Origin of the sequence: Photobacterium toruni, assembly GCF_024529955.1 — a bacterium.
Lineage (GTDB): Bacteria > Pseudomonadota > Gammaproteobacteria > Enterobacterales > Vibrionaceae > Photobacterium > Photobacterium toruni.
On sequence record NZ_AP024854.1, the window covers coordinates 461,526 to 483,903 of the forward strand.

Consider the following 22,378-nt stretch of genomic DNA (forward strand, 5'->3'; position numbering starts at 1 on the left):
AAGTCTGAATTTGAGTTCACGTTGAAAGGTATACGGTAGAATCCTATGTACCTTTGCCGTTTTTATTGTTGCTGTCTGTTTCGATGGGGCTATATTAACAATTACTGAAAAGTTAACAATATAGGGGAAACCAAAAACACTATTACTATTTGGTAATAATTGATTTTAAAATATATTTTGATTAGGTCTGTTATTACGGTGTTTTCAGCAGCGCCAGCTGAGCATATTATTGATGTAATTCTTCTAGATAATGGATATAGGTGAATGAAACTTTATACTGCGGAACAAGTTAGAGAAGGTGAAAAAGAGGCGGCAAAGCGCGCGAATATTTCACTCTATACGCTTATGCAACGTGCTGGAGAAGCTGTTTTTCAGTGCTTATTACACCACTATCCCAAGTGCAAATCAGTGGTTATTGTTACTGGTGGTGGTAATAACGGCGGTGATGGTTTTGAAGTTGCTCAGTTAGCTTTAAAGCATCAGTTACAGGTTACTGTTTGGCATATTGGTGATCCTAAACAATTACAAGGGGATGCGTTAATTGCTTATCAGCAGTGGATTAAGTTAGGTGGAAAGGTGGTTTTTGACTCTGGATCATTACCATTATCAAGTGTAATTATTGACGCTGTTTTAGGAACCGGATTGCAAGGTGATCTTAGATCATCAGCCCAAGTTGCTATCCAATGGATGAATAAGCAATCAGCGCCCATAATATCAATTGATATTCCATCTGGGTTAATAGCGAATACTGGGTACTGTTATTCGAATGTCGTGTTTGCAGCGCACACCGTGAGTTTTATTGGTTTAAAACAAGGACTATTGACTGGGCAAGCGCGTAATTATGTCGGTCAGTTGCATTTGGATGATTTAGGGGTTGGAGCGTTATTTAACGATGTTATTGATTCATCCATTGAAGTATTAGATCCTAAAAAATATACGTTACTTGAGCGATTACCTTGTTCACACAAAGGAGAATATGGTCGCGGCGTGTTGATCGGTGGCGATCAAGGCATGGGAGGAGCGATCTTATTAGCATCGGAAGCGTGTTTAAATATTGGTTGTGGCTTGACCTCGGTATTAACCCATCCTGATCATATTATGCCTAGTTTGAGTCGTACTCCAGAAATTATGGTTCAGGATTGGTTCGATCTTGTAAAATATCAACAGAGAATAGATTGGAGCACGGTTATTGCCATTGGACCAGGGCTTGGGCAGTCAGAGTTTGCACGGCAAAAATTTGATGAGCTAAGAGCTTTATCTTTACCTAAAGTGGTTGATGCTGATGCCCTTAATCTATTAGCACAGTCTCCTAATTATGATAGTCATCGAATCTTAACCCCCCATCCTGGTGAAGCTGCTCGATTATTAAATGTGTCAATTTCTGAGATTGAGCAAAATCGTTATAAAGCAATTCGTCAGCTACAAAATAAATATGGCGGATGTGTAATTTTAAAAGGCGCAGGTACATTAGTCTGTTTTGAGGATCGTATTGTGGTCTGTACTGCGGGTAATGCGGCAATGGCGACGAGTGGTATGGGGGATATTTTGACAGGTATATTAGTTGGTTTACTCGCACAAACGCAGGACATATTTTTATCAGCTTGTTTGGGGGTTTGGCTACATAGTGCTTGTGCTGATTATATTGTTACGAATACAGGAAAAAAGGTTTTAAAAGCAAGTGACTTAATTGAGTGTTTTCATGTGGTGATGGCAATGGCTTAAAAAAATAAATAGCTAAAAGATATAAAGCTGGGCATATAAAGTTAAATATAACTGCATTTAATATGCAAAAAGTATAATATTTGTTATACCCACTTTTATTTATTACTTTTTATGAAAAAACAACATGGTTTTACACTCATTGAATTAGTTGTAGTTATTGTCATATTGGGCATATTAGCTGTTATAGCTGCGCCTAAGTTTATGAACTTACAAAATGATGCAAGAACGGCAACATTAAAAGGAATGAAAGGAATTTTAGAATCCACGGTCGATACGGTATACGCAAAAATGGCCGCTAATGGCATGGAAAGTGTACCTTATGTTGTTAACAGAAAAGATCCTCCTGAGGGTGCGATTTATAATTCATTATCTTTTATGGGGTGTAAGGACGGTTTTGCAGTTTGCTCTTTTCAGTATGGTTATCCAAGTGCATTTGCACCAACATTAAACCTTTTAATTAATGGCATTGGGGATAATTCCGCAATAATAAATGATGATTTTATTGCTGTTCAGGATGATGGTATTTTAAAAATAACATTAGCAACGAATGCATATAAAAAAGGCGATAGAGTTTTTTTGAAAGATAATAAGTGTTATGTGTCATATGCGATGAGAGGTGAAGAGCGGCCAACGATTAAATTGGTGGCTTGTTAGGTACCATTATCAATATTTCACTTGAACATGATATAAAGAGGTCGTTAGTTTTAGCGACTTCTTTATATATAACTAGCTGATACTATTGACAGTGGTAACGAATTTCGACCCCAAGTCCGGGATGGCAATCATAAAGTCTAATCTCACCTTGGTGTAACTCTGTCACCGCTTTAACTAAGGTTAGCCCGATACCTAAACCACCATCATTGCGGGATTTGTTAATGCGATAAAGTCGCTCAAATACTCGTTGTTTTTCTTGGTCATTAATCCCTGGACCATTATCAGCCATCATAAGCACGACCTCGTTGTCATCTGTATGACACGAAAGCGTTAGCTGGCTTGCTGGCGGGCAATATCGTAGTGAATTCTCTACAAGATTGGCTAATTGTTGAGTTAATAATTCTCGATCACCTAAAATGAAAATTGGCTTCGTTTGTGTATCAAGGGTCAATCTCATGTCTGCATCTTCTGCAACATCAGTATAAATTTCAGCAATAGTCTGGACGATATCAATAACATTTATTGTCTCAAATCGTTGTCGTCTATTGCCTGATTTTATTTGAGATATTCGCAGTAAGGCATCAAAAATATTGGCCAAACGACTCGATTCATTGAGGGCTAATTCTAACTGGTTAGCAAAATCGCTATCAAGATGATCTCGGTGTGTATCCGCCATTTCATTGAGTGTTAATAAATTATATTGTAAGCGAGTTATTGGTGTTTTTAATTCATGGGCAATATTGGTCGATATATCACTCATCGCCGCGACGACATTCTGTAAGCGTGAAAGCATTTCATCGACGGTTGAACCGATACGAGTAAGATCATTACCTTGGCTAGACATCATGGTTCTGGCTGATAATTCACCATCAGCAGCTGCGCGTAATACTTTTTCAATGCGATCGATTTTAGACTGATTGCGTCTGGTCATATAGATAACGATAGCAGAGCTAAACAGCACAACTAAAATGCCTGATAAAATAAACCCTGTCGCTAAGACGTCAATAACGTCATCTTCATCAATGGGCTCTTTGTTGATCTCGGTGGTTGTTCCAAGCATGAATGCTTCAACATTATGTTCAATATTGTTATTTACGTTATCAAGGTGATAATCAACATAAGCTACCGTAAGACTCGACATCAAAAGTAAACTAATAATAGATACCATGATAAACATTAGCCCTTGCTGCATAGCTGAGCTGCGTAACCATGTTGGTATGGGTAATAGTTGTTGAATTCGAACGATTAATGGCTGCATTAATTCTCTTTTCCGTGTCGGTGTTCTAATTTATAGCCTGCGCCACGAACAGTATGAATAAGTTGATCACCAAACGGTTTTTCAAGTTTATTACGTAAACGGCTAATATGGGTTTCTACTACACTGGTTTGAGGATCAAAATAGATATCCCATACATGTTCTAATAGCATGGTTCGAGTTATGACTCGACCTGGGTGGCGAAGAAAAAGCTCCAGAATACGAAATTCTTTTGGTTGTAGGTTTAGTACTTGTCCTTGGCGGATCGCGGTGTGATCAAATAAGTTAAGCGTAAGATCGCCATAAATAAGCTCACTAGGTTGCGTCATAGATAGTGTGGATGAACGACGAGATAAGGCTGATATGCGTGCCAGTAATTCTGAAAAAGCGAAGGGTTTGGTTAAATAGTCATCTCCGCCGGCTTCTAAACCATCAACGCGATCATCAATACCGCACAGCGATGTAAGAAAAATAATGGGCATTGAAATTTTTGATGCACGCAGCGCTTTTACAAGTGATAGGCCATCTAAACCCGGTAGCATTCGATCAACAATAGCGATATCAAATTGTTCTGACATACATATCGCAAGGGCATATTTCCCGTTATCAATACATTGCACATGATGACCCGCTTCTGTCAGCCCTTTTTCAATATAACGACTCAAGCTAACGTCGTCTTCAATCAGTAATATTTTCATAATGACAGCCTTACAATAAGATAAAATACGGTTTAGACGTTAACAAACTACAGTGATCATAATCGATATGTTTTAGTCATTAACAAGGTTCTACATATTGGGTATATAACTATATTCTTAATGCAAGATAGAACTTATCGGCATGGAATGGGATATGAGACAAAAACGTATTGATAAAGTTTAGCGTTATGTCGGTAAGATTAAAATGAAATTCATGGACTATACACGCACTATAAATGACAAGACCGCGAGTAATTAGTTTTATGTACTCGCAGTCTAATAGATGTTGAAAAGTGGATTAACCCACAATACGAACATGATTGACATCAATTGCGGTATGGTTAAATTCTTTATCAATTTCACCTTGAATAGTGATCTTTGTTTGCGGCGTTACCTGTGCACCAAACCATTTATCATGATCAATTTCTACTGTAATAGAACCCGTACCATCGGTGAATTGATAATGTTCATCACCTAATGAACTTGTAATATGTCCGGTTAATGTAACAGGAGTATCATCACTAAACATACCTGCATCAATAACTGATTTTACTGTTTTTAAACCCGCACTCGGGCCACTAAAACCTTGCTGTTGAGTCGCTATACTATTAATTGGTTGTGTTGTTGGTGCTGCTGTCGCAAACACAGAAGTTGATAACAGCACAGCAGGAAGAAGTAGCATCGCAAAGCGTTTATTAGACATAGACATTGTAAAATTCTCAGTTGTGTTTTGATGTGAGAATCATAACGAATGATCTATACACCAACCTTGCCTGAATATTACATTTTTGTAAGCTTTACTTATGAACCATATAAACACTCAATATCGATATGGTTTTTGTAATAAAAAGACCACTGATCTGGTTGTGGTCTTTGGGAGGGATTTTATCGTGAAGGGTGTTTATAAAACGACAACATTGATTGCTTGCAGACCTTTTTGGCCTTGCTCAACATCAAAAGATACTTTTTTGCCTTCTGGTAGTTTGGTTAGTGTTTTATCAGCAATGCCACTACTGTGAACAAAAACATCTGCATTACCTGTATCTTGAGTTAGAAAGCCAAAGCCTTTTTCTTCGCTAAACCATTTCACTAAACCCGTTGCTTTGTGCGACATGTATAACCCTTAATTGTATAAATATAAAAATGTTCAATGGAAAAATGTGAGTGTTGATAAGCGTAAGTTATAAAATGCGACGATGAAGCTAAGGGAAACACAGAGGATGACAACATTAACGAAGATATTCTAAGGGTTTTACTTTTACTTGATGTTTCATTCATAACGCAGAGCAACAGAGCGCAACGATTATTTATTTAAAATGCAAGGTTGTAAAGGAGTATGTGTGGTCACTTTCGGTGGTATTCGATATTAATAACGGATACTACTGCAGTGTTGCGCTGTTTTCTGAAGTGTCATGATGTAGTTAGCATTTATCAGCTTGTGTTTTCGCGTATGAGATCATGGCTGATTTATCTCTAACGACCATATAACATTCGCCTTTTATTTCTTTATATATGAATAGAATTTTAGGCACTGAAGCGAGTGAGCCTTCGGTTCCATATTTATTGGAAAAATCCGCTGAGTAATAAAGTGGGCTGATATTGGGTGGTGATGCCCATGCTGATGAAATAAAAAGTAAATTAATAAATAAAAATTTTATCATAAAATAACCTCTAATAAGTACGGTAATATAATCAGTTCATATTAAGTAGTGGTCATATGTAACGATAGTTTGGGTCGGTATTATTTGCAATGTGATGAAGGAGAATAGTAACGAGAAGAACGGCTTTTGGCGGCGAAAAAGTGACATTAATAGTGACTAATAGTGGTTAACTATTCATATTTTGATTTTTAACCATGTAAGGTTATGTGATTATATGTTTGATTATGTACATATTTAACTAAATGCAGTGAGAGTTGTCACAATTATGGTGATTCTCAAACTTGCTTGGTATACACTAACGCCGCTTGGTTTTTTTGTAGCACGGATATGACACTAAAAGTCGCAATAAATGGATTCGGCCGCATCGGTCGCAGTGTGCTCCGCGCATTGTACGAGAGTGGTAAACATCACCAGATTAACGTCGTAGCTATCAATGAATTAGCTGAGCCAGAAGCAATTGCTCACCTACTTCAGTATGATTCAAGCCATGGACGTTTCGGTAAGCCTGTCAGTTATGACCAGGAGTATCTCTTTATTGCCCATGAAAATGGTCACCGCGATCAAATTCGCCTGCTTCATCAACCCGATCTTAAACTGTTACCTTGGCATGACTTGGATGTTGATATTGTCCTTGATTGTACCGGAACGTTTGGCTCGCGTGCTGATGGCTTAGCCCACATACATGCTGGTGCTAGCAAAGTGTTATTTTCCCATCCTGCTGCCAAAGACATCGATTTTACTGTGATATATGGCGTTAACCATCAACAGTTAACTCCGCAACACACGATTGTTTCTAATGGCTCTTGTACGACGAATTGCATCGTGCCCATCATTCAAGTATTGGATGATTGTTTCGGTATTGAAACTGGGGCAATAACGTCAATTCACTCTGCAATGAATGATCAGCAAGTTATTGATGCTTATCACTCTGATTTACGCCGAACGCGTGCTGCTAGCCAATCCATTATTCCAGTAGATACCAAACTACATTTAGGTATCGGCCGTATTTTTCCGAAGTTTTCTGACAAATTTGAAGCGATTTCTGTGAGGGTGCCCACAATAAATGTCACCGCCATGGATTTAACGGTTACTGTTACAACAAACGTGAAAGTTAATGACGTAAATCAAGCATTATTGAATGCGTCTCGTTGTACATTAAAGGGTATAGTGACTTATACCGAAGCACCCTTGGTGTCGATTGACTTCAATCATGATCCTCATAGCGCGATTGTTGACGGCACTCAAACCCGAGTTAGTGGGCAGCATTTAATTAAAATGTTGGTGTGGTGTGATAATGAATGGGGATTTGCAAATCGTATGTTAGATACTGCGTTAGCAATGGCGGCAACAGGTAACACTGCTGCAACGCCACAAAAATAAGTAGTAAGAATTATTGGGTTTGGCAGTGACGCCGGGCCGTGAAATTTATGAACTTTTATTTTAAATAATGTTGAGAGGGCAAAACATGTCTGTAATCAAGATGACTGATCTGGATCTAGCTGGTAAGCGTGTATTTATTCGTGCTGACCTAAACGTGCCAGTAAAAGACGGTAAAGTAACTTCAGATGCACGTATCCTTGCATCTCTACCTACTATTCAGCGTTGCCTAGAAGCTGGCGCTAAAGTAATGGTTACTTCTCACCTAGGTCGTCCAACGGAAGGCGAATACGCAGAAGAATTCTCTCTACAGCCTGTAGTTAACTACTTAAATGACGCACTAGATTGTGACGTTAAATTAGCAAAAGATTACCTTGATGGTCTTGAGCTAAACGCAGGCGAGCTTGTTGTTCTTGAGAACGTACGTTTCAACAAGGGCGAGAAGAAGAACGAAGACGAACTATCTAAGAAATACGCTGCACTTTGTGACGTATTCGTGATGGATGCATTTGGTACGGCTCACCGTGCACAAGCATCTACTTACGGTGTAGGTATGTTTGCACCTGTAGCATGTGCAGGTCCACTACTTGCTGGCGAACTAGAAGCGCTAGGTAAAGCAATGGATAACCCAGCACGCCCAATGGTTGCTATCGTTGGTGGTTCAAAAGTTTCTACTAAGCTAACAGTTCTTGAGTCACTAGCTAAAATTGCTGACCAAATCGTTGTTGGTGGTGGTATTGCTAACACATTCATCGCTGCAGAAGGTAATGATGTAGGTAAGTCACTTTACGAAGCTGATCTTATTCCAACAGCACAAGCACTGATGGCAAACACTGACATTCCAGTAGCAACTGATGTTGTATGTGCTAAAGAGTTCTCTGACTCTGCAGAAGCAACGATCAAGCCAGCAACTGAAATCGCTGCTGACGACATGGTTCTTGACCTAGGTCCTGATTCAGCACAAGCACTAGCTGACATCATCATGAACGCAAAAACTATTCTTTGGAATGGTCCAGTTGGCGTATTTGAGATTGAGCAATTCGGTAAAGGTACTGAAGTTGTTGCTAACGCGATCGCACAATCTGCAGGTTTCTCTGTAGCTGGCGGCGGTGACACACTAGCGGCTATCGACAAATACGGCATCAAAGACAAAGTATCTTACATCTCAACAGGTGGCGGTGCTTTCCTTGAGTTCGTTGAAGGTAAAAAATTACCTGCAGTTGAAATGCTAGAAGCGCGCGCTAAAGCATAATTTATTTGGCGTGGAAACAGGGGGTATTTATAATAATAGTGCCAGTTTCCACGTTTAAATGTTTGTGATAGCGCTTATGTTTCAGTAAAATAGAAGCTTATCGCAAACGTTTGCACAAGAATTTTTCCACAGACAACAAAGTAAAATATAGGACTATTGTTATGTCTAAGATCTTCGATTTTGTAAAACCTGGTGTTATTTCTGGCGACGACGTACAGAAAGTATTTGCTGTAGCAAAAGAAAACAACTTTGCTCTACCTGCTGTTAACTGTATCGGTACTGATTCAGTTAACGCTGTTCTTGAAGCTGCTGCTAAAGTTAAAGCGCCAGTTATCGTTCAGTTCTCTAACGGTGGTGCTGCATTCTTCGGCGGTAAAGGCCTTAAACTTGAAGGTCAAGGCCCTCAAATTCTTGGTGCTATCGCTGGTGCTAAATATGTTCACGCAGTTGCTGAGTCTTACGGCGTTCCTGTAATTCTTCACACTGACCACGCGGCTAAGAAACTTCTTCCTTGGATCGACGGTCTACTAGACGCGGGTGAAGAGTTCTTCGCACAAACTGGTAAGCCTTTATTCTCTTCTCACATGCTAGACCTTTCTGAAGAGTCTCTAGAAGAGAACATCGAAATCTCAGCTAAATACCTTGAGCGTATGGCTAAGATGAACATGACACTAGAAATCGAATTAGGTTGTACTGGTGGCGAAGAAGATGGCGTTGATAACTCTCACATGGACGCATCAGACCTATACACTTCTCCAGAAGACGTTGCATACGCATACGAGAAACTAAACGCTATTAGCCCACGTTTCACTATCGCTGCATCTTTCGGTAACGTACACGGTGTTTACCAAGCAGGTAACGTTGTACTAACTCCAACTATCCTACGTGATTCTCAAACATACGTATCAGAGAAGTTTGGTCTTCCAACTAACACTCTAAACTTCGTATTCCACGGTGGTTCAGGTTCTTCTGAAGCTGAAATCCAAGAGTCTATCGGTTACGGTGTTGTTAAAATGAACATCGATACTGATACACAGTGGGCTGCATGGGACGGTATCCGTCGTTACGAAGCTGCTAACCACGATTACCTACAAGGTCAAATCGGCAACCCAACAGGTGAGTCAGCGCCTAACAAGAAATACTACGATCCACGCGTATGGCTACGTGCAGGTCAAGTATCAATGGTTGAGCGTCTAGAGAAAGCATTCTCTGACCTAAACGCAATCGACGTTCTATAATTTCGATTTCGTAGCAATATAAAATGTGAAAAGCCCACTTCGGTGGGCTTTTTTTTGTATTCTATAAACAGTTAGCTCTTTTTCATAAGCGACGATAATTTATATTTTTTTATGATTGTTCTATTTTTTTTACTAGCCATTTAACTAATAAAAGATTAATAATGCACCGTTTCTTTGATATTAGAGTTATCAATGCTGATTCTTATACTAATCGCTGTATTGTTAGTCATTGTGTTCTAATACCATATTTGTTGCATGGGTGTTATTTTTACTGTTTTGGGTATGATCTACGCAGTAAGCAACATTTTATTATTATATTTTGAGAGAGATACCTTCATGACAGAAAGCGTTACTGATAAGGTTGTTGAGCATATATCGGATAATTCATTAACAAATGGTGTATTACACGCTGGAAATTGGATTTCTAAGAACCAAGATCTTTTAGTGCAATATGCGGTTAATATTGTTTCAGCAGTACTGATTCTATTTATTGGTAATATCATTGTTAAGATGATTGCTGGTACGATTGCGAAAGTTTTACGCAAAAAAGACATGGATAATGCGGTTGTTGAATTTATTCATGGCTTAGTACGCTATGTATTATTCGTTATCGTTCTTATCGCAGCCTTGAGCCGTATTGGTGTTCAAACGGCATCAGTGGTTGCTGTTATCGGTGCCGCAGGTCTTGCTATTGGTCTTGCTCTTCAAGGGTCATTATCAAACTTTGCAGCGGGTGTATTGATTGTTGGCTTCCGCCCATTCAAATCTGGTGACTATGTTGAAGTTGCTGGTGTTGCTGGTGCTGTTGAATCTATTCAGATCTTCTCTACTGAATTACGTACACCAGATAACAAAACAGTTATCGTACCAAACGCGCATATTATTGGTAATCCAATTACTAACTATTCTCGTAATGATACCCGTCGTATCGATTTAGTGATTGGTGTTTCTTACAACGCTGATTTACAAAAAACAAAAGAAGTATTGCGTCGTGTAGTTACCGCTGATGCGCGTGTACTTCAAGATCCTGAGCCAACCATTGGTGTGGTTGCGCTGGCAGATTCTTCAGTTAACTTCGTGGTACGTCCATGGGTTAACACGGCTGATTACTGGACAGTATATTTCGATCTTAACCAAGCGATTAAAGAAGAGCTTGATAAAGAAGGTATCGAAATTCCATTTCCACAGATGGATGTGCATGTAAATAAAGTGGGCGCTTAATTCGCTCAAGTTTTAATTATATGACATTAAAAAAGAAGCCTGCGGGCTTCTTTTTTTTATTCCAATAAAAGCTTATTGTCGCAGAAATGATCATACTAATTAGCTAGCATGGCTGAATTACACTTAAAAAACAGTGTTCATTAAGTGAGTGATTTGTTAGCATGAATCCATAATTTACACATAAGCAGTAAAGTGTTTATTTATAGTAATATCAATAAATACCCTTGTTGTACGATCAATAAAAAGGATGAATGATGAAAAAACAATTGTTGGCAATAGTACTTGGTGCTAGTACGTTAGTTTCAACGGCTGCAATGGCAGCAGATATCCCTTTTCCTCATTTAGAAACAACGGGTCGTGGTGAAGTTATTGTGAAACCTAATATGGCGGTATTTTCTGTCAATGTGGTTGAAACAAAAAAAACAGCAGTTGATGCTAAGTTAGCTGTCGATCAAGCCGTAACAAAGTTTATTGAGCGTTTACAAGCTGCTGGTGTGAATAAAAAAGACATCAATAGCGCTAATATTTCATTATCTGCACAATATAACTATCCTAAAGATCAACAACCTGAATTGATAGGCTTTAGAGCTAATCGTAGTGTTGAGGTGACGGTTCACCAGTTAACCAAGCTTAATACTTATCTCGATGACGCTCTTGGTAATGGAATAAATCAAATTAATAACATTGATTTGAAAGTGTCAGATCCTGCGAAATATCAGCGTCAAGCTCGTCAAAAAGCGATTGAGAACGCTAAGCAAGTTGCTGCTTCATTAGCTGAAGGATTTGATAATAAAATTGATGGTGTGTGGCAGATTGATTACAATACCAATAGCCAACCAATGCCATATCGCCGCAGTAATGATGCGATGATGTATAGCAGCATGGGTAAAGGTGCGGTTGATCAAAGTTATACTGATAACAGTATTGTGATTAAAGACAGTGTTAATGTGATCTTTAAGCTCGCTGATAAATAATAAATAGCACTTAAATGATCATAAAAAAGGAGAGCCTTATGCTCTCCTTTTTCGTTACTAAACAATGAATCTATTAATGTAAGATACGGGCGCGAATTGTGCCATCAATAGATTTAAGTTGTTGTAATGCTTCTTTTGAACGCTCAGTTTCAACATCAATCACCACATAGCCGACTTCTGCGCCTGTTTGTAAGAATTGAGCTGCGATATTAATGCCTTCTGAGGCAAAAATCGTGGTGATTTGATTTAAGACTCCGGGACGATTATGGTGAATATGCAGTAAACGCGAACAACCATTATGGTGCTCAGGGAGTGATACTTCAGGAAAACCGACGGCAGATAATGTTGAACCGTTATCAGAGTATTTTACTAATTTTCCTGCAACTTCAACGCCGATATTTTCTTGTGCTTCGTGAGTTGAACCACCAATATGTGGCGTTAATAAAACATTATCAAATTGCATTAATGGTGATTCAAAAGGAATGTTATTGGTTTGCGGTTCAATTGGGAACACATCAATAGCTGCGCCTGCAATGTGTTTACTTTCTAATGCACTACATAACGCATCAATATCAACCACTGTTCCACGAGCAGCATTAATAAAAATAGCACCTGGCTTCATACGTGCAAATTCTTCAACACCCATGAGATTCGCTGTACCTTGTGTTTCTGGTACATGTAAACTCACCACGTCGGCTTTATTGAGTAATTCTGATAATGAATTTACTTGAGTTGCATTACCTAGTGATAGCTTACTTTCTATATCATAAAAACACACTCGCATGCCTAGGTTCTCGGCTAAAATACCTAATTGAGTGCCAATATGCCCGTAACCAATAATACCAAACGTTTTTCCTCGCGCTTCAAATGAGTGATCCGCTGATTTGAACCATTCACCGCGATGGGCTTTGGCATTTTTTTCAGGAATACCACGTAATAATAATAAAATTTCACCAAGAACAAGTTCAGCAACACTACGAGTATTTGAAAAAGGGGCATTAAAAACAGGGATACCGCGAATCATTGCTTCTTTGAGATCAACTTGGTTAGTACCAATGCAAAAACAACCCACAGCCGTTAGTTTTTTAGCAGCGGCAAAGACTTCTGCTGTTAATTGAGTACGTGAACGAATACCAATAAAATGCGCATCTTTGATCGCTTCTAATAGTTGTTCACCATCAAGAGAGCCTTTGTGGTATTCAATATTGCTGTAGCCTGCTTGCTGCAACACTTCCAAGGTTGAGGGATGAAGGCCTTCTAGTAGCAGAATTTTGATTTTTTCTTTATTGAGTGACACTGTTGCCATGAGTTCTTATCCTTAAAAACGTGGCGACTGATAATGATAATATCTCATTCGGTAGACGAGGGGAGATATTATATCTCAGTAGCTAAAGAGTTAATTTTGATAGATGCTGATTAATAAAGTATCAAAAATTAACCACTATGGGTAAGAATATTACAAAAAAGGCAATAAAAAACGGCAACCAAGGATTCGCGTACGATCAATAGCTGCCGTTTTGTAATCAAATAACGAATTAATCATTATTATTTTTCGATGATTTTTGTGCCTTCAGGAGAGCCAACAAGTAAGACATCTGCGCCGCGGTGAGCAAATAGTCCCACAGTCACGACACCGGGTAGGGCGTTGATGCTGTCTTCCATTGCTTTAGGATCGGTGATTGCCATGTTGTAAACGTCAAGAATGATATTGCCGTTATCAGTTACTACACCTTCACGGTAGACTGGATCGCCACCTAATTTTACAAGTTCACGACCAATGAAAGAACGTGCCATTGGGATCACTTCTACTGGTAATGGGAATTGACCTAATACATCAACTTGTTTGGTGTTATCAACAATACACACAAATTTTTCAGCAATGGCTGCAACAATTTTCTCACGGGTTAATGCCGCACCACCACCTTTGATCATATCAAACTGAGCATTTACTTCGTCTGCGCCATCAACATAAATATCAAGACTTGCAACATCGTTAGCATCAAAGACTTTAATACCAATTTGCTCTAGACGTTCAGTTGAAGCAATAGAGCTTGAAACTGCGCCTTTGATCTCTTCTTTACGAGTTGCCAATGCATCGATGAAGTGATTAACGGTTGAACCAGTACCGACACCGACAATACTGTTTTTCGTTACGTACTCAAGTGCTGCCCAACCCGCTGCTTTTTTCATCTCATCTTGTGTCATGCTGCTATCCTCGTAATGACCTCAATTATGCGAAAGGTAATTATAACGAACTGAAGTGATTTCGTCAGTTGGATTCTATGGTTAAAGTGTGCAAACTTAAAACTAAAAATATAACTTTTTGAATAACATACAATTACATTTAGTTTTTTTTAACCAAAAGCCAAACGTTTGCGTTACAAGGGGGATTACTCATTAAATTGATATTGCGGTGTGATGATGAGGGGTAATGGTACATCCCATGTTTCATTAGGTAATTGCGGTATATATTGGCAATCATGGCCGATACCTATCGGATAAGGGCCTTGGCGATACTGGTGCCATTGAGTCAGCGTTCGATCATAATAGCCGCCTCCCATACCAAGTCGTTGCCCCTCGCTATCAAATGCAACTAGAGGGGTACATATAACATCGAGATCAGCGATAGGCTTAACACGGCGAACATCCAATTGAGGTTCACTGATGTGATAGCGATTGGTGGTCATTGGTGTATTGGCTTCATAGTGTAAAAACAGTAAATGCCCTTTGCTAAACGGATGCAGTACTGGCAGATAAACCGACTTACCTTGTTGCCATAGCCATTTGATAAACGGTTGTGGATCTATTTCACCATCATTGGCGAGATAAACGGCAATATGTTGACTATGTTGAATACGATTTATTGCTTGTAAACGTTGGGATAATTGTTGGGCTGCATGTTGTTGTTGCTGAGGTGATAATTGTCGTCGAGCGTGACGAATCTGCTGTCGAAGTTGTTGACGTAATTGTTGGGATGAGGAAACAGAGGTTGTTGTCACTTGATTATCCAATCCTGAACGATGAAGGGTTTAAGGATTGTAGAATGCTAGTGCGTAGAAAGAAAGTGAAACTCAGAAAGGGGATGCCCCAAGGTGCCGTTGCGAAATAAGGCCCTTGAACCAGATGTTCAAGGTGGACTGGCAACATTAGCCGCAGGCTTCTCAGTCAAGCTGAGCATGCACAATAGCTAATAAAAAAGCCAATCCTGGGTATTTGCTTATCGGCTCGGGGACATTCATTCACTGACGTACACCCCAGGGTCAATTCATTATCAACGCTTTGGCTGATATTGCAATACTTTATCCAAATTTTCTTCTAGTAAACTGATTTTATTGGATATTAATTCAGCATTGCGATTATGTTCTTGTCGCTCTAAATGCAACTCGTTACTGATGTTAAGACCAGTAAAGATTAATAATTGTTCTACGGATACATTACTACGCGCAGACATATCTTTCAAGCGTTGGTCAAAATCTGCCGCCGCGGCACGTAATGCATCTTCTTGACCTGTTGGGCAATTAACTTTTAATTTTCGGCCCAATACTTGAATCTCTACAGCCTGAGTACTCATAAACCTTCGATTTGCTCCGTGCCAGAATGGGTATTCATTCCGCTTGCGACTAAAGTCAATATAGGAAAACCCTACCTAAGATGCAAGCGACTATGTCTCGGTTTCGGTTCAATATTCTCTGACTAAACAGATATTAATCAGACTTGGTTTGAAGTTGATTAAGGATTGAACGTTATCGCCAGTGTTATAATTTGCCGAATTAGGCTTAAATGTTAGCATAACACAGTGCCAGCATTCGCTCATTGCTATTTATTATACCAACGAAGCGCTAAGTGTGATTATTGTTTGGTACAATTTCAACGAGTATGACGTTAACTACTGACACTATTGTTAAGTAATCAACACAAGACTATTTATTTTAAATCGCACCAACTAAAAAGGTGATAAGCCATGAGTGAAATAACCCTGCCAACATACCAAGCTGTTGAAGCTGAATTAAAAGAACAAGGCTTAGCTGCTATGCCTGCTGAATTACATGGTTTACTCAGTGGAATGATCTGTGGTGGTTTAGCTGTTGATGATGAAAGCTGGGCTGGCCCTGTTTGTGATTACGCCAATGAAGGCGAACCGATGACAGATGGCGCTAAAATGATGGTTCGTACCTTATTTACAACCACTGCTGATGAGTTAATTGGTGGTGGGTTTGAGTTTTCATTATTGATGCCTGATGATGACGAACCGTTAGCTTATCGCGCTGAAGCATTAACGGAGTGGGTAAGCAGTTTTATTTCAGGTTTAGGACTAATGGATTTACAAAAAAATCAATTGTCTGAAGAAATAACAGAAGTATTAGCTGATTTACAAGAGATCTCGCAACTGGGTATTGATGAAGAAGACGATCTTGAAGACCAAGCAGCGTTATTTGAACAAGTGCTTGAACATGTACGTATGTGTGTATTGAGTTGCCATTCTGAACTTGGTCAACGTCTTGTTAATGATGATGCTGACGAGAAGCCAACCGTTCACTAAGAGTTTCGATGATGAAAGGGATAAAATGTGAAGCAATATGATGTGGTTATTGTTGGTGGTGCGATGGTGGGGGCATGTTTAGCGATCGCGCTTGATGAGTTAACCCAGCATCAATTACATATCGCGGTAGTTGAAGCGGTGGCCGCTGATCAAAATGGACATCCTGGCTATGATGCTCGCAGTATCGCTGTATCTCATGGGTCGAGTCGTTTATTAGATTCAATTCAGCTGTGGCCTGCATTAGCAACGGTTGCAACTGCGATTAAACGTATTCATGTTTCTGATCGTGGTCATGCAGGTATGGTTGAGTTATCAGCTCAACAATTGGCGGTTGATGCGTTAGGTTATGTGGTTGAATTAGCTGAAGCGGGTAAGGTTTTCCATCATCAATTAGCGACTCGTCCACATATTGATCTATTTTGTCCCGCGAAAGTTGAACATATTGAGCGTACTCAATCAGAAGTATTGATTCGCTTAAATACCGGTAAACGGTTACGGACTAAATTAGTCGTTGCCGCTGATGGTGCAATATCTCATTGCTGTGATTTATTACATATAGGTCGCAGTGAACATGATTTTGAGCAAGTTGCAATTATTGCCAATGTCACGACTGCCGAGCCACATCAAGGTCAAGCATTTGAGCGTTTTACTCAACACGGCCCAGTGGCATTGTTACCTATGTCTCAAGGACGAAGTTCATTAGTTTGGTGTGTTGAACCTCAACAGCAAGCGCGCATAATGGCATTAACTGATCAGCAGTTTTTGGCTGAATTACAAGCGGTATTTGGGTGGCGGCTAGGTGCATTAACGGTCGTCGGTGAACGGCATTGTTATCCGTTAATATTACGCCAAGCACAACGGTTAGTGTCACACCGTACCGCGGTGATTGGGAATGCGGCGCAAACGCTCCACCCGATTGCAGGGCAAGGATTTAACCTTGGGCTACGGGATGTAATGACGTTGGCAGAAGAGATTGCTGCTGGATGTCAGCGTGGGGATGATATCGGATTACCTGCCGTATTAGGCCGTTATCGTGAACGACGTTTACCCGATCGCCAAGCCACAGTAGCAATGACGGCAGGTTTAGTGAGTTTATTTGCTAATGATAATCCAGCGCTTATTGCTGGGCGTAATCTGGGCTTGATGACTATGAGCCTTTCTAACACACTTCAAGCACCGCTATTGCGCCGTGCGATGGGACAGGTAAAACGATAGCTATGATGCAAAATGTTGATGTCGCCATTATTGGTGGTGGAATGGTGGGCTTAACGCTGGCTGCAGCGTTGGCTGATACTGAATTACGCGTCGCTGTTATTGAAGGTCAGTTACCTGATCCTGAGTTAGCGGCATTACCTGATGTTCGAGTATCGGCATTAAGTCGTGCCAGTGAACGTATTTTACGTAATGTCGGTGCTTGGAAAGGGATTTGCGATCGTCGTATGAGCCCTTACAGCAAAATGGAAGTATGGGAACAAGACAGTTTTGCGCATATTGACTTTGATGCCGAGCGGTTAGCGCAACCTAATTTGGGACATATTGTTGAAAACCGAGTGATTCAATTAGCATTACTTGATCAAGTTAATCAGCAATCAAATGTAATTTTAATGGCACCAGATAGGTGTCAAAATATTGCCTTTGGTGAAACTGAAGCTTGGATCACATTAGCGTCTGGAAAAAACTTAACCGCTAAATTAGTGGTGGGGGCAGATGGGGCTAATTCATGGTTGCGTCAGCATGTTGATATTCCACTGACGCATTGGGATTATGGACATAGTGCGCTGGTGGCGAATATCCGTTGTGATGAGCCACATTTACAAACGGCACGTCAAATTTTCCGCCCTGATGGTCCATTGGCTTTTCTGCCATTAGCTGAAAAAGATTTATGTTCAATTGTATGGTCATTACCTCCAGATCAAGCACTGCAACTGTGTGATGTTAGTGATGAGGTGTTTAATCAACATCTAACTACCGCTTTTGATCTCCGTTTAGGTTTGTGTCATGTTGAAGGTGCTCGCCAAGCATTCCCGCTAAAAATGCGTTACGCCCAAGATTTTGTACGCGAACGGGTCGCTTTGGTTGGTGATGCTGCGCACACTATTCATCCTTTAGCTGGCCAAGGTGTTAACCTCGGTTTATTAGATGCTGCGGCATTAGCGCAAGAGATTATTGGCTTGTGGCAAGTAGAAAAAGACATTGGTAAGCAAGTTAACTTACGGCACTATGAACGCTGGCGTAAAACAGAAGCGGCTAAAATGATCACGGCAATGCAGGGCTTTAAATCACTATTTGATGGCGCACATCCCGCTAAAAAATTAGTTCGTGATTTGGGAATGTTATTTGCAAATACGGCTCCCGGTGTTAAAGATGAATTCATGCGACGAGCATTAGGATTAAGCGGCGAATTACCTGAATTAGCCCGCCATAAGTAGTCTCTAATTTTCGGCACCTTTGAGTCATTTGTTAGTAAACCGTATGATTTTTTATTACGGTTTTTTTTTGTTTTCATATTGAGCAAAAGATATTTTATCACCTACAGTAAATAGAGTGATAATGCCCTACTAATTGTGAGCTTAAAAAGGATGTGAGAATGAGCGATGTGCCCTCAGAATTAAAATATACCCATACTCATGAATGGTTGCGCGATGAAGGTGATGGAATTTATACCGTTGGTATTAGTGATCATGCTCAAGCGTTGTTAGGCGATATGGTTTTTATTGATCTTCCAGATAGCGGAGATGCCGTTGATGGCGGTGAGGAGTGTGCAATTATTGAGTCTGTAAAATCGGCATCTGATATTTATGCGCCCTGTACTGGAACAATAATAACAATTAATGATGATCTTGATACTACGCCTGAGTTAGTCAATAACGATCCTTATGGGGATGGATGGTTATTTCAAATTCGTATTGATGTTGAAGCTGATATTGATGAACTGCTTGATGCTGAAGATTATTTAGCGATTATTGCTGATGATGAATAGCGGCAATAATATCAAAGCCCACATGCAAAGTGAGGTGGGCTTTATTCTTGTTGTTTAGTTAATTTTTAGTTTTGACTTAATAAATCTCACGTAGACGTTTAATTTCTAAGTTAACCTCGTTAACTGTATCATAATGATGTTGTTGGGCTTTTAACGGCACTAACAAGATTCCTTTCTCAAAATGATAGCCACCACGACCATCAATATAAATTCTTCCTTTAAATATACGACTAACATGCTTGGCGATTAGTTTAGGCAAGTAGCGTTTGAACATCCGCATAATACAATTTAACTCCGACCATCCTGGCGATTAACGGGGCTAAGTATACGTTAAATCGCATGACACTTCTGTGACATTATTAGCATAAATTTAACGATAAGTTTCATTCGTCGGCGGATTAAATAACTTTAAAGGAACTATTTAGAACAATATTCTGATATTGGTGTTTTTTTGGGGTCAGTACATATTATTTTAATATTCTAAATAGTCTTTTTTTTACGATGATAGCAACCTGTTCAACGATCTTTAAGTTAAGTCGATTCGTTGCGGGCGTTTTTTATACGCTCGGTGTTATTTATAGGCAACAATGTTAATAATAAATTGACTCATATTTCGATATTTTATGCTGATTTTTTTGTGCGTAGCTTTGCGATGATAAATGTACTGATTAAATTTATGATTTAGATCTGTATTTATGATCCTAGATCAATACTATGTTTTTGGCGTATGCCAATAATAAACCTTGATTGAGAGAGGTTTTTATCATTATGGCAAGACCTAAAATTGTAAGAAAGATCAGTTGTCGCCCCGCTTATAGTTGCTTTAAACCTAATGGTGTACCGATGAAGCAATTACCTCGACTTGTGTTAGCTAGTGACGAGTTAGAGGCATTAAGATTGGTCGATATGTTAGGTTTGCAACAGCTTGAAGCCGCACAACAATTAGGTGTTTCTCGGCAAACCTTGGGCAATATTGTTGCACGAGGGCGGCACAAGGTGGCGCAGGCGTTAGTGATGGGAATGGCATTAGAATTAGCAACAGATCATACTCAAAATACAGAGGATTAATATATGTTAACTGCGATTGCGTTAACGCCAAGAGATCAAATTGCAGGGCATTTTGGTAAAGCGGCTATGTTTGCAATATATGATCAACAAGGTCAATTGATCGATCGGATTCAAAACAGTGGTAGTCGAGAGTTAGGCTGTAAACATAAAAAGATATTGCAACGACAACTGGCCGCAATGAATGTAACTGAAATTGTATTAGGTAATATTGGTACTCGATCTTTAGCGCGTTTATTACAAGCTGGATTTAATGTTAGTCGAGTTGCCCCAAGAACATCAGTTGCTGATTTTTTGGCGGGTAATGTAAACAAAGAAGCATTATTAACGGCAGAACAAGGTCGTGCTTGTAAGCGTGAAAAAGGCGCATGTGGTTGTGGCTGCGGTACAAAAAAATCTGCACCTGCTGTAGCAAAAGTTGGAATGCTTAGTTCGTCATTTAGTCAGCTAGGTAAAATTGGAGGTTTAAAACTATGACCACATTTTTACTGACATTAGGTGTCTTTTTTATCGTGATTTTAGCCATGGCGATTGGGTGGTTTGTTAAACGTCAAACAATCAGCGGTAGCTGTGGCGGGTTAGCAAATGTGGGTGTGGATAAAGAGTGTAATTGTGATGAACCTTGCGATGAACATAAACTTTATCAAATTCAAGAGCCAAATAGCCGCTCGCATTAATTGTACCAATATAGATATCGCAAACTCAGGGATTACTGGCAGGGCGCGTGTGCTCTGCCGCTGTATTTATTGCCCTGCACGAAGTTGTTCCACTTGGGTTATTACTGCGTTAGCAACGATTTGGCGTAGCCATTGATTGCGAGGGTGATTACTGTTTCGATGGAGCCATAATAATCGAATATCAAAATCCGCAATCGCGACAGGGGGAGGACATTGGGTTAATTGGTCGTTGAAAATATCCAGCTGTGCCATCAAGCGTGATACGACACAAATTAAATCTCGACCACTTAATAGGTGACGAATAGTCAGAAAGTTATGCGAACCAACAGCGACTTGACGTTGAAAGCCTTGTCGGTTTAATTGGACATCAACCTGCGTTGTTAATTTACCATCTGGGCTGACAAGTGCATGAGGATGATGACTGTATTGCTTGAGGCTGACATTATCACTTAATCCTGTTGCTCGTTGATCATAAAGACATACATGATCTTCGGTATAGAGATACTGATGTTCAATATCTTTTCCCATATCGGTCATGGAGCCAATGACTACATCTATTCGATGTTGATTAAAATCAGTGTGATAGCTATGACGATCAACATTAACAAAGCTCAGTTGGCATTGTGGTGCTTGATGGTGAATTGCATCATACAGCGTGGGGGCAAATAATAATTCAGCATAATCGGTTAGGCCTATTTTAAGGGTGCCACAAAAATCAGCAGGTATAAATGTACTTGGTCGCAGTAGTTCATTGGTCACTAATGACAAAATCGTATCGACGGTAGTGGCATGTTCTAATGCGGTTTGAGTGGGTAACATTTGATGGCCATGACGCTCAAACAACGGGTCATTTAATAAACGGCGTAAACGCGATAAATTATGGCTCATTGCTGACTGCCCAATGGCTAATTTATTGGCAGCTTTAGTTACACTACGGGTGTCCATTAGTGCTGCAAAGGCAATCAACAAATTAAGATCGACACCACGCCAATTGATATTGTGGTCATGATGGTTAGCCATTGCCTATTCCTTACTGTTTGATTAAACCTACGACATGCTAATGC

Annotated in this window: 25 protein-coding genes and 1 other RNA gene; 14 read left to right on the forward strand and 12 right to left on the reverse strand. The window is 39.8% G+C overall.

The features are described 5' to 3' along the window. The first annotated feature begins 264 nt into the window (after window positions 1-264). Window positions 265-1,722, forward strand: coding sequence for an NAD(P)H-hydrate dehydratase (locus OC457_RS02315; protein ID WP_080175423.1), 1,458 nt, complete (start codon window positions 265-267; stop codon window positions 1,720-1,722). A 111-nt stretch (window positions 1,723-1,833) separates the two neighbouring features. After that, window positions 1,834-2,376 carry a type II secretion system protein gene (locus tag OC457_RS20855; protein WP_080175422.1) on the forward strand — a complete coding sequence of 181 codons (543 nt, stop codon included), beginning with the start codon at window positions 1,834-1,836 and terminating at the stop codon, window positions 2,374-2,376. Between the two features lie 82 nt (window positions 2,377-2,458). On the opposite strand, the gene OC457_RS02325 is transcribed toward OC457_RS20855, so the two are convergent. From OC457_RS02325 to OC457_RS02345, 5 genes are all read right to left on the reverse strand, one after another. Then, window positions 2,459-3,634, reverse strand: coding sequence for a sensor histidine kinase (locus OC457_RS02325; RefSeq protein ID WP_080175421.1), 1,176 nt, complete (start codon window positions 3,632-3,634; stop codon window positions 2,459-2,461). Beyond that, the gene (locus OC457_RS02330; RefSeq protein WP_080175420.1) at window positions 3,634-4,329 is read right to left on the reverse strand and encodes a response regulator transcription factor; all 696 of its coding nucleotides are present in this window, start codon (window positions 4,327-4,329) and stop codon (window positions 3,634-3,636) included. The genes OC457_RS02325 and OC457_RS02330 overlap by 1 nt, the downstream gene beginning before the upstream one ends. 298 nt (window positions 4,330-4,627) lie before the next feature. Beyond that, window positions 4,628-5,038 carry a NirD/YgiW/YdeI family stress tolerance protein gene (locus tag OC457_RS02335; RefSeq protein ID WP_235866964.1) on the reverse strand — a complete coding sequence of 137 codons (411 nt, stop codon included), beginning with the start codon at window positions 5,036-5,038 and terminating at the stop codon, window positions 4,628-4,630. Window positions 5,039-5,230: 192 nt separating this feature from the next. Further along, the gene (locus OC457_RS02340; protein ID WP_080175419.1) at window positions 5,231-5,443 is read right to left on the reverse strand and encodes a cold-shock protein; all 213 of its coding nucleotides are present in this window, start codon (window positions 5,441-5,443) and stop codon (window positions 5,231-5,233) included. A gap of 307 nt (window positions 5,444-5,750) precedes the next feature. Continuing rightward, complete coding sequence (locus tag OC457_RS02345) at window positions 5,751-5,990, reverse strand: hypothetical protein (RefSeq protein ID WP_080175418.1); 240 nt, start codon at window positions 5,988-5,990, stop codon at window positions 5,751-5,753. A 327-nt stretch (window positions 5,991-6,317) separates the two neighbouring features. On the opposite strand from OC457_RS02345, the gene epd reads away from it, so the two are divergent. From epd to OC457_RS02370, 5 genes are all read left to right on the forward strand, one after another. Further along, entirely contained in the window at window positions 6,318-7,370 is a 1,053-nt protein-coding gene (gene epd, locus OC457_RS02350) for an erythrose-4-phosphate dehydrogenase (RefSeq protein WP_080175417.1), read from the forward strand. Window positions 7,371-7,455: 85 nt separating this feature from the next. Continuing rightward, entirely contained in the window at window positions 7,456-8,619 is a 1,164-nt protein-coding gene (locus OC457_RS02355; RefSeq protein ID WP_080175416.1) for a phosphoglycerate kinase, read from the forward strand. Window positions 8,620-8,780: 161 nt separating this feature from the next. Next, window positions 8,781-9,857, forward strand: a complete 1,077-nt coding sequence (gene fbaA / locus OC457_RS02360; protein ID WP_080175415.1) for a class II fructose-bisphosphate aldolase — start codon at window positions 8,781-8,783, stop codon at window positions 9,855-9,857. Window positions 9,858-10,193: 336 nt separating this feature from the next. Continuing rightward, a complete protein-coding gene (gene mscS / locus OC457_RS02365) occupies window positions 10,194-11,078 on the forward strand; it encodes a small-conductance mechanosensitive channel MscS (protein ID WP_080175414.1) in 885 nt (294 codons plus the stop codon). Between the two features lie 254 nt (window positions 11,079-11,332). Next, a complete protein-coding gene (locus OC457_RS02370) occupies window positions 11,333-12,052 on the forward strand; it encodes an oxidative stress defense protein (RefSeq protein ID WP_080175413.1) in 720 nt (239 codons plus the stop codon). Between the two features lie 73 nt (window positions 12,053-12,125). Here OC457_RS02370 and serA read toward each other — a convergent pair whose 3' ends face one another. The 5 genes from serA to zapA all read right to left on the reverse strand — a co-directional run bounded on the left by serA (window position 12,126) and on the right by zapA (window position 15,623). Beyond that, window positions 12,126-13,358, reverse strand: coding sequence for a phosphoglycerate dehydrogenase (gene serA, locus OC457_RS02375; protein ID WP_080175412.1), 1,233 nt, complete (start codon window positions 13,356-13,358; stop codon window positions 12,126-12,128). A 239-nt stretch (window positions 13,359-13,597) separates the two neighbouring features. Beyond that, complete coding sequence (gene rpiA / locus OC457_RS02380; protein WP_080175411.1) at window positions 13,598-14,257, reverse strand: ribose-5-phosphate isomerase RpiA; 660 nt, start codon at window positions 14,255-14,257, stop codon at window positions 13,598-13,600. 185 nt (window positions 14,258-14,442) lie between these two features. Beyond that, the gene (locus tag OC457_RS02385) at window positions 14,443-15,051 is read right to left on the reverse strand and encodes a 5-formyltetrahydrofolate cyclo-ligase (protein ID WP_080175410.1); all 609 of its coding nucleotides are present in this window, start codon (window positions 15,049-15,051) and stop codon (window positions 14,443-14,445) included. 81 nt (window positions 15,052-15,132) lie between these two features. Further along, a non-coding RNA gene (gene ssrS / locus OC457_RS02390) (6S RNA) lies at window positions 15,133-15,316 on the reverse strand. Between the two features lie 7 nt (window positions 15,317-15,323). Continuing rightward, window positions 15,324-15,623 carry a cell division protein ZapA gene (zapA, locus tag OC457_RS02395; protein ID WP_080175409.1) on the reverse strand — a complete coding sequence of 100 codons (300 nt, stop codon included), beginning with the start codon at window positions 15,621-15,623 and terminating at the stop codon, window positions 15,324-15,326. 390 nt (window positions 15,624-16,013) lie between these two features. On the opposite strand from zapA, the gene OC457_RS02400 reads away from it, so the two are divergent. The 4 genes from OC457_RS02400 (at window position 16,014) to gcvH (ending at window position 19,572) form a co-directional block, all read left to right on the forward strand. Then, on the forward strand, window positions 16,014-16,592 hold the full coding sequence (locus tag OC457_RS02400) for a YecA/YgfB family protein (RefSeq protein WP_080175408.1): 579 nt from the start codon (window positions 16,014-16,016) through the stop codon (window positions 16,590-16,592). A gap of 27 nt (window positions 16,593-16,619) precedes the next feature. Then, a complete protein-coding gene (gene ubiH, locus OC457_RS02405; protein WP_080175407.1) occupies window positions 16,620-17,807 on the forward strand; it encodes a 2-octaprenyl-6-methoxyphenyl hydroxylase in 1,188 nt (395 codons plus the stop codon). Between the two features lie 2 nt (window positions 17,808-17,809). Then, window positions 17,810-19,021 (forward strand): FAD-dependent 2-octaprenylphenol hydroxylase, encoded by a 1,212-nt coding sequence (locus OC457_RS02410; RefSeq protein WP_162841691.1) that lies wholly within the window; start codon window positions 17,810-17,812, stop codon window positions 19,019-19,021. Between the two features lie 158 nt (window positions 19,022-19,179). Continuing rightward, complete coding sequence (gene gcvH / locus OC457_RS02415; RefSeq protein WP_080175406.1) at window positions 19,180-19,572, forward strand: glycine cleavage system protein GcvH; 393 nt, start codon at window positions 19,180-19,182, stop codon at window positions 19,570-19,572. Window positions 19,573-19,648: 76 nt separating this feature from the next. Here the strand turns inward: gcvH and OC457_RS02420 are convergent, their stop codons facing one another. Next, complete coding sequence (locus OC457_RS02420) at window positions 19,649-19,852, reverse strand: DUF1107 domain-containing protein (RefSeq protein WP_080158233.1); 204 nt, start codon at window positions 19,850-19,852, stop codon at window positions 19,649-19,651. Window positions 19,853-20,340: 488 nt separating this feature from the next. On the opposite strand from OC457_RS02420, the gene OC457_RS02425 reads away from it, so the two are divergent. The 3 genes from OC457_RS02425 to nqrM are packed head-to-tail and all read left to right on the forward strand — an operon-like array spanning window position 20,341 to window position 21,314. After that, complete coding sequence (locus tag OC457_RS02425) at window positions 20,341-20,640, forward strand: DUF134 domain-containing protein (RefSeq protein ID WP_080175405.1); 300 nt, start codon at window positions 20,341-20,343, stop codon at window positions 20,638-20,640. A 3-nt stretch (window positions 20,641-20,643) separates the two neighbouring features. Then, a complete protein-coding gene (locus OC457_RS02430; RefSeq protein ID WP_080175404.1) occupies window positions 20,644-21,114 on the forward strand; it encodes a NifB/NifX family molybdenum-iron cluster-binding protein in 471 nt (156 codons plus the stop codon). Next, window positions 21,111-21,314: a (Na+)-NQR maturation NqrM gene (nqrM, locus tag OC457_RS02435; RefSeq protein ID WP_080175403.1), complete on the forward strand. Its 204-nt coding sequence runs from the start codon at window positions 21,111-21,113 to the stop codon at window positions 21,312-21,314. The genes OC457_RS02430 and nqrM overlap by 4 nt, the downstream gene beginning before the upstream one ends. A 66-nt stretch (window positions 21,315-21,380) precedes the next feature. Here the strand turns inward: nqrM and OC457_RS02440 are convergent, their stop codons facing one another. Next, the gene (locus OC457_RS02440) at window positions 21,381-22,334 is read right to left on the reverse strand and encodes a LysR family transcriptional regulator (protein ID WP_080175402.1); all 954 of its coding nucleotides are present in this window, start codon (window positions 22,332-22,334) and stop codon (window positions 21,381-21,383) included. Between the last annotated feature and the right edge of the window lie 44 nt (window positions 22,335-22,378).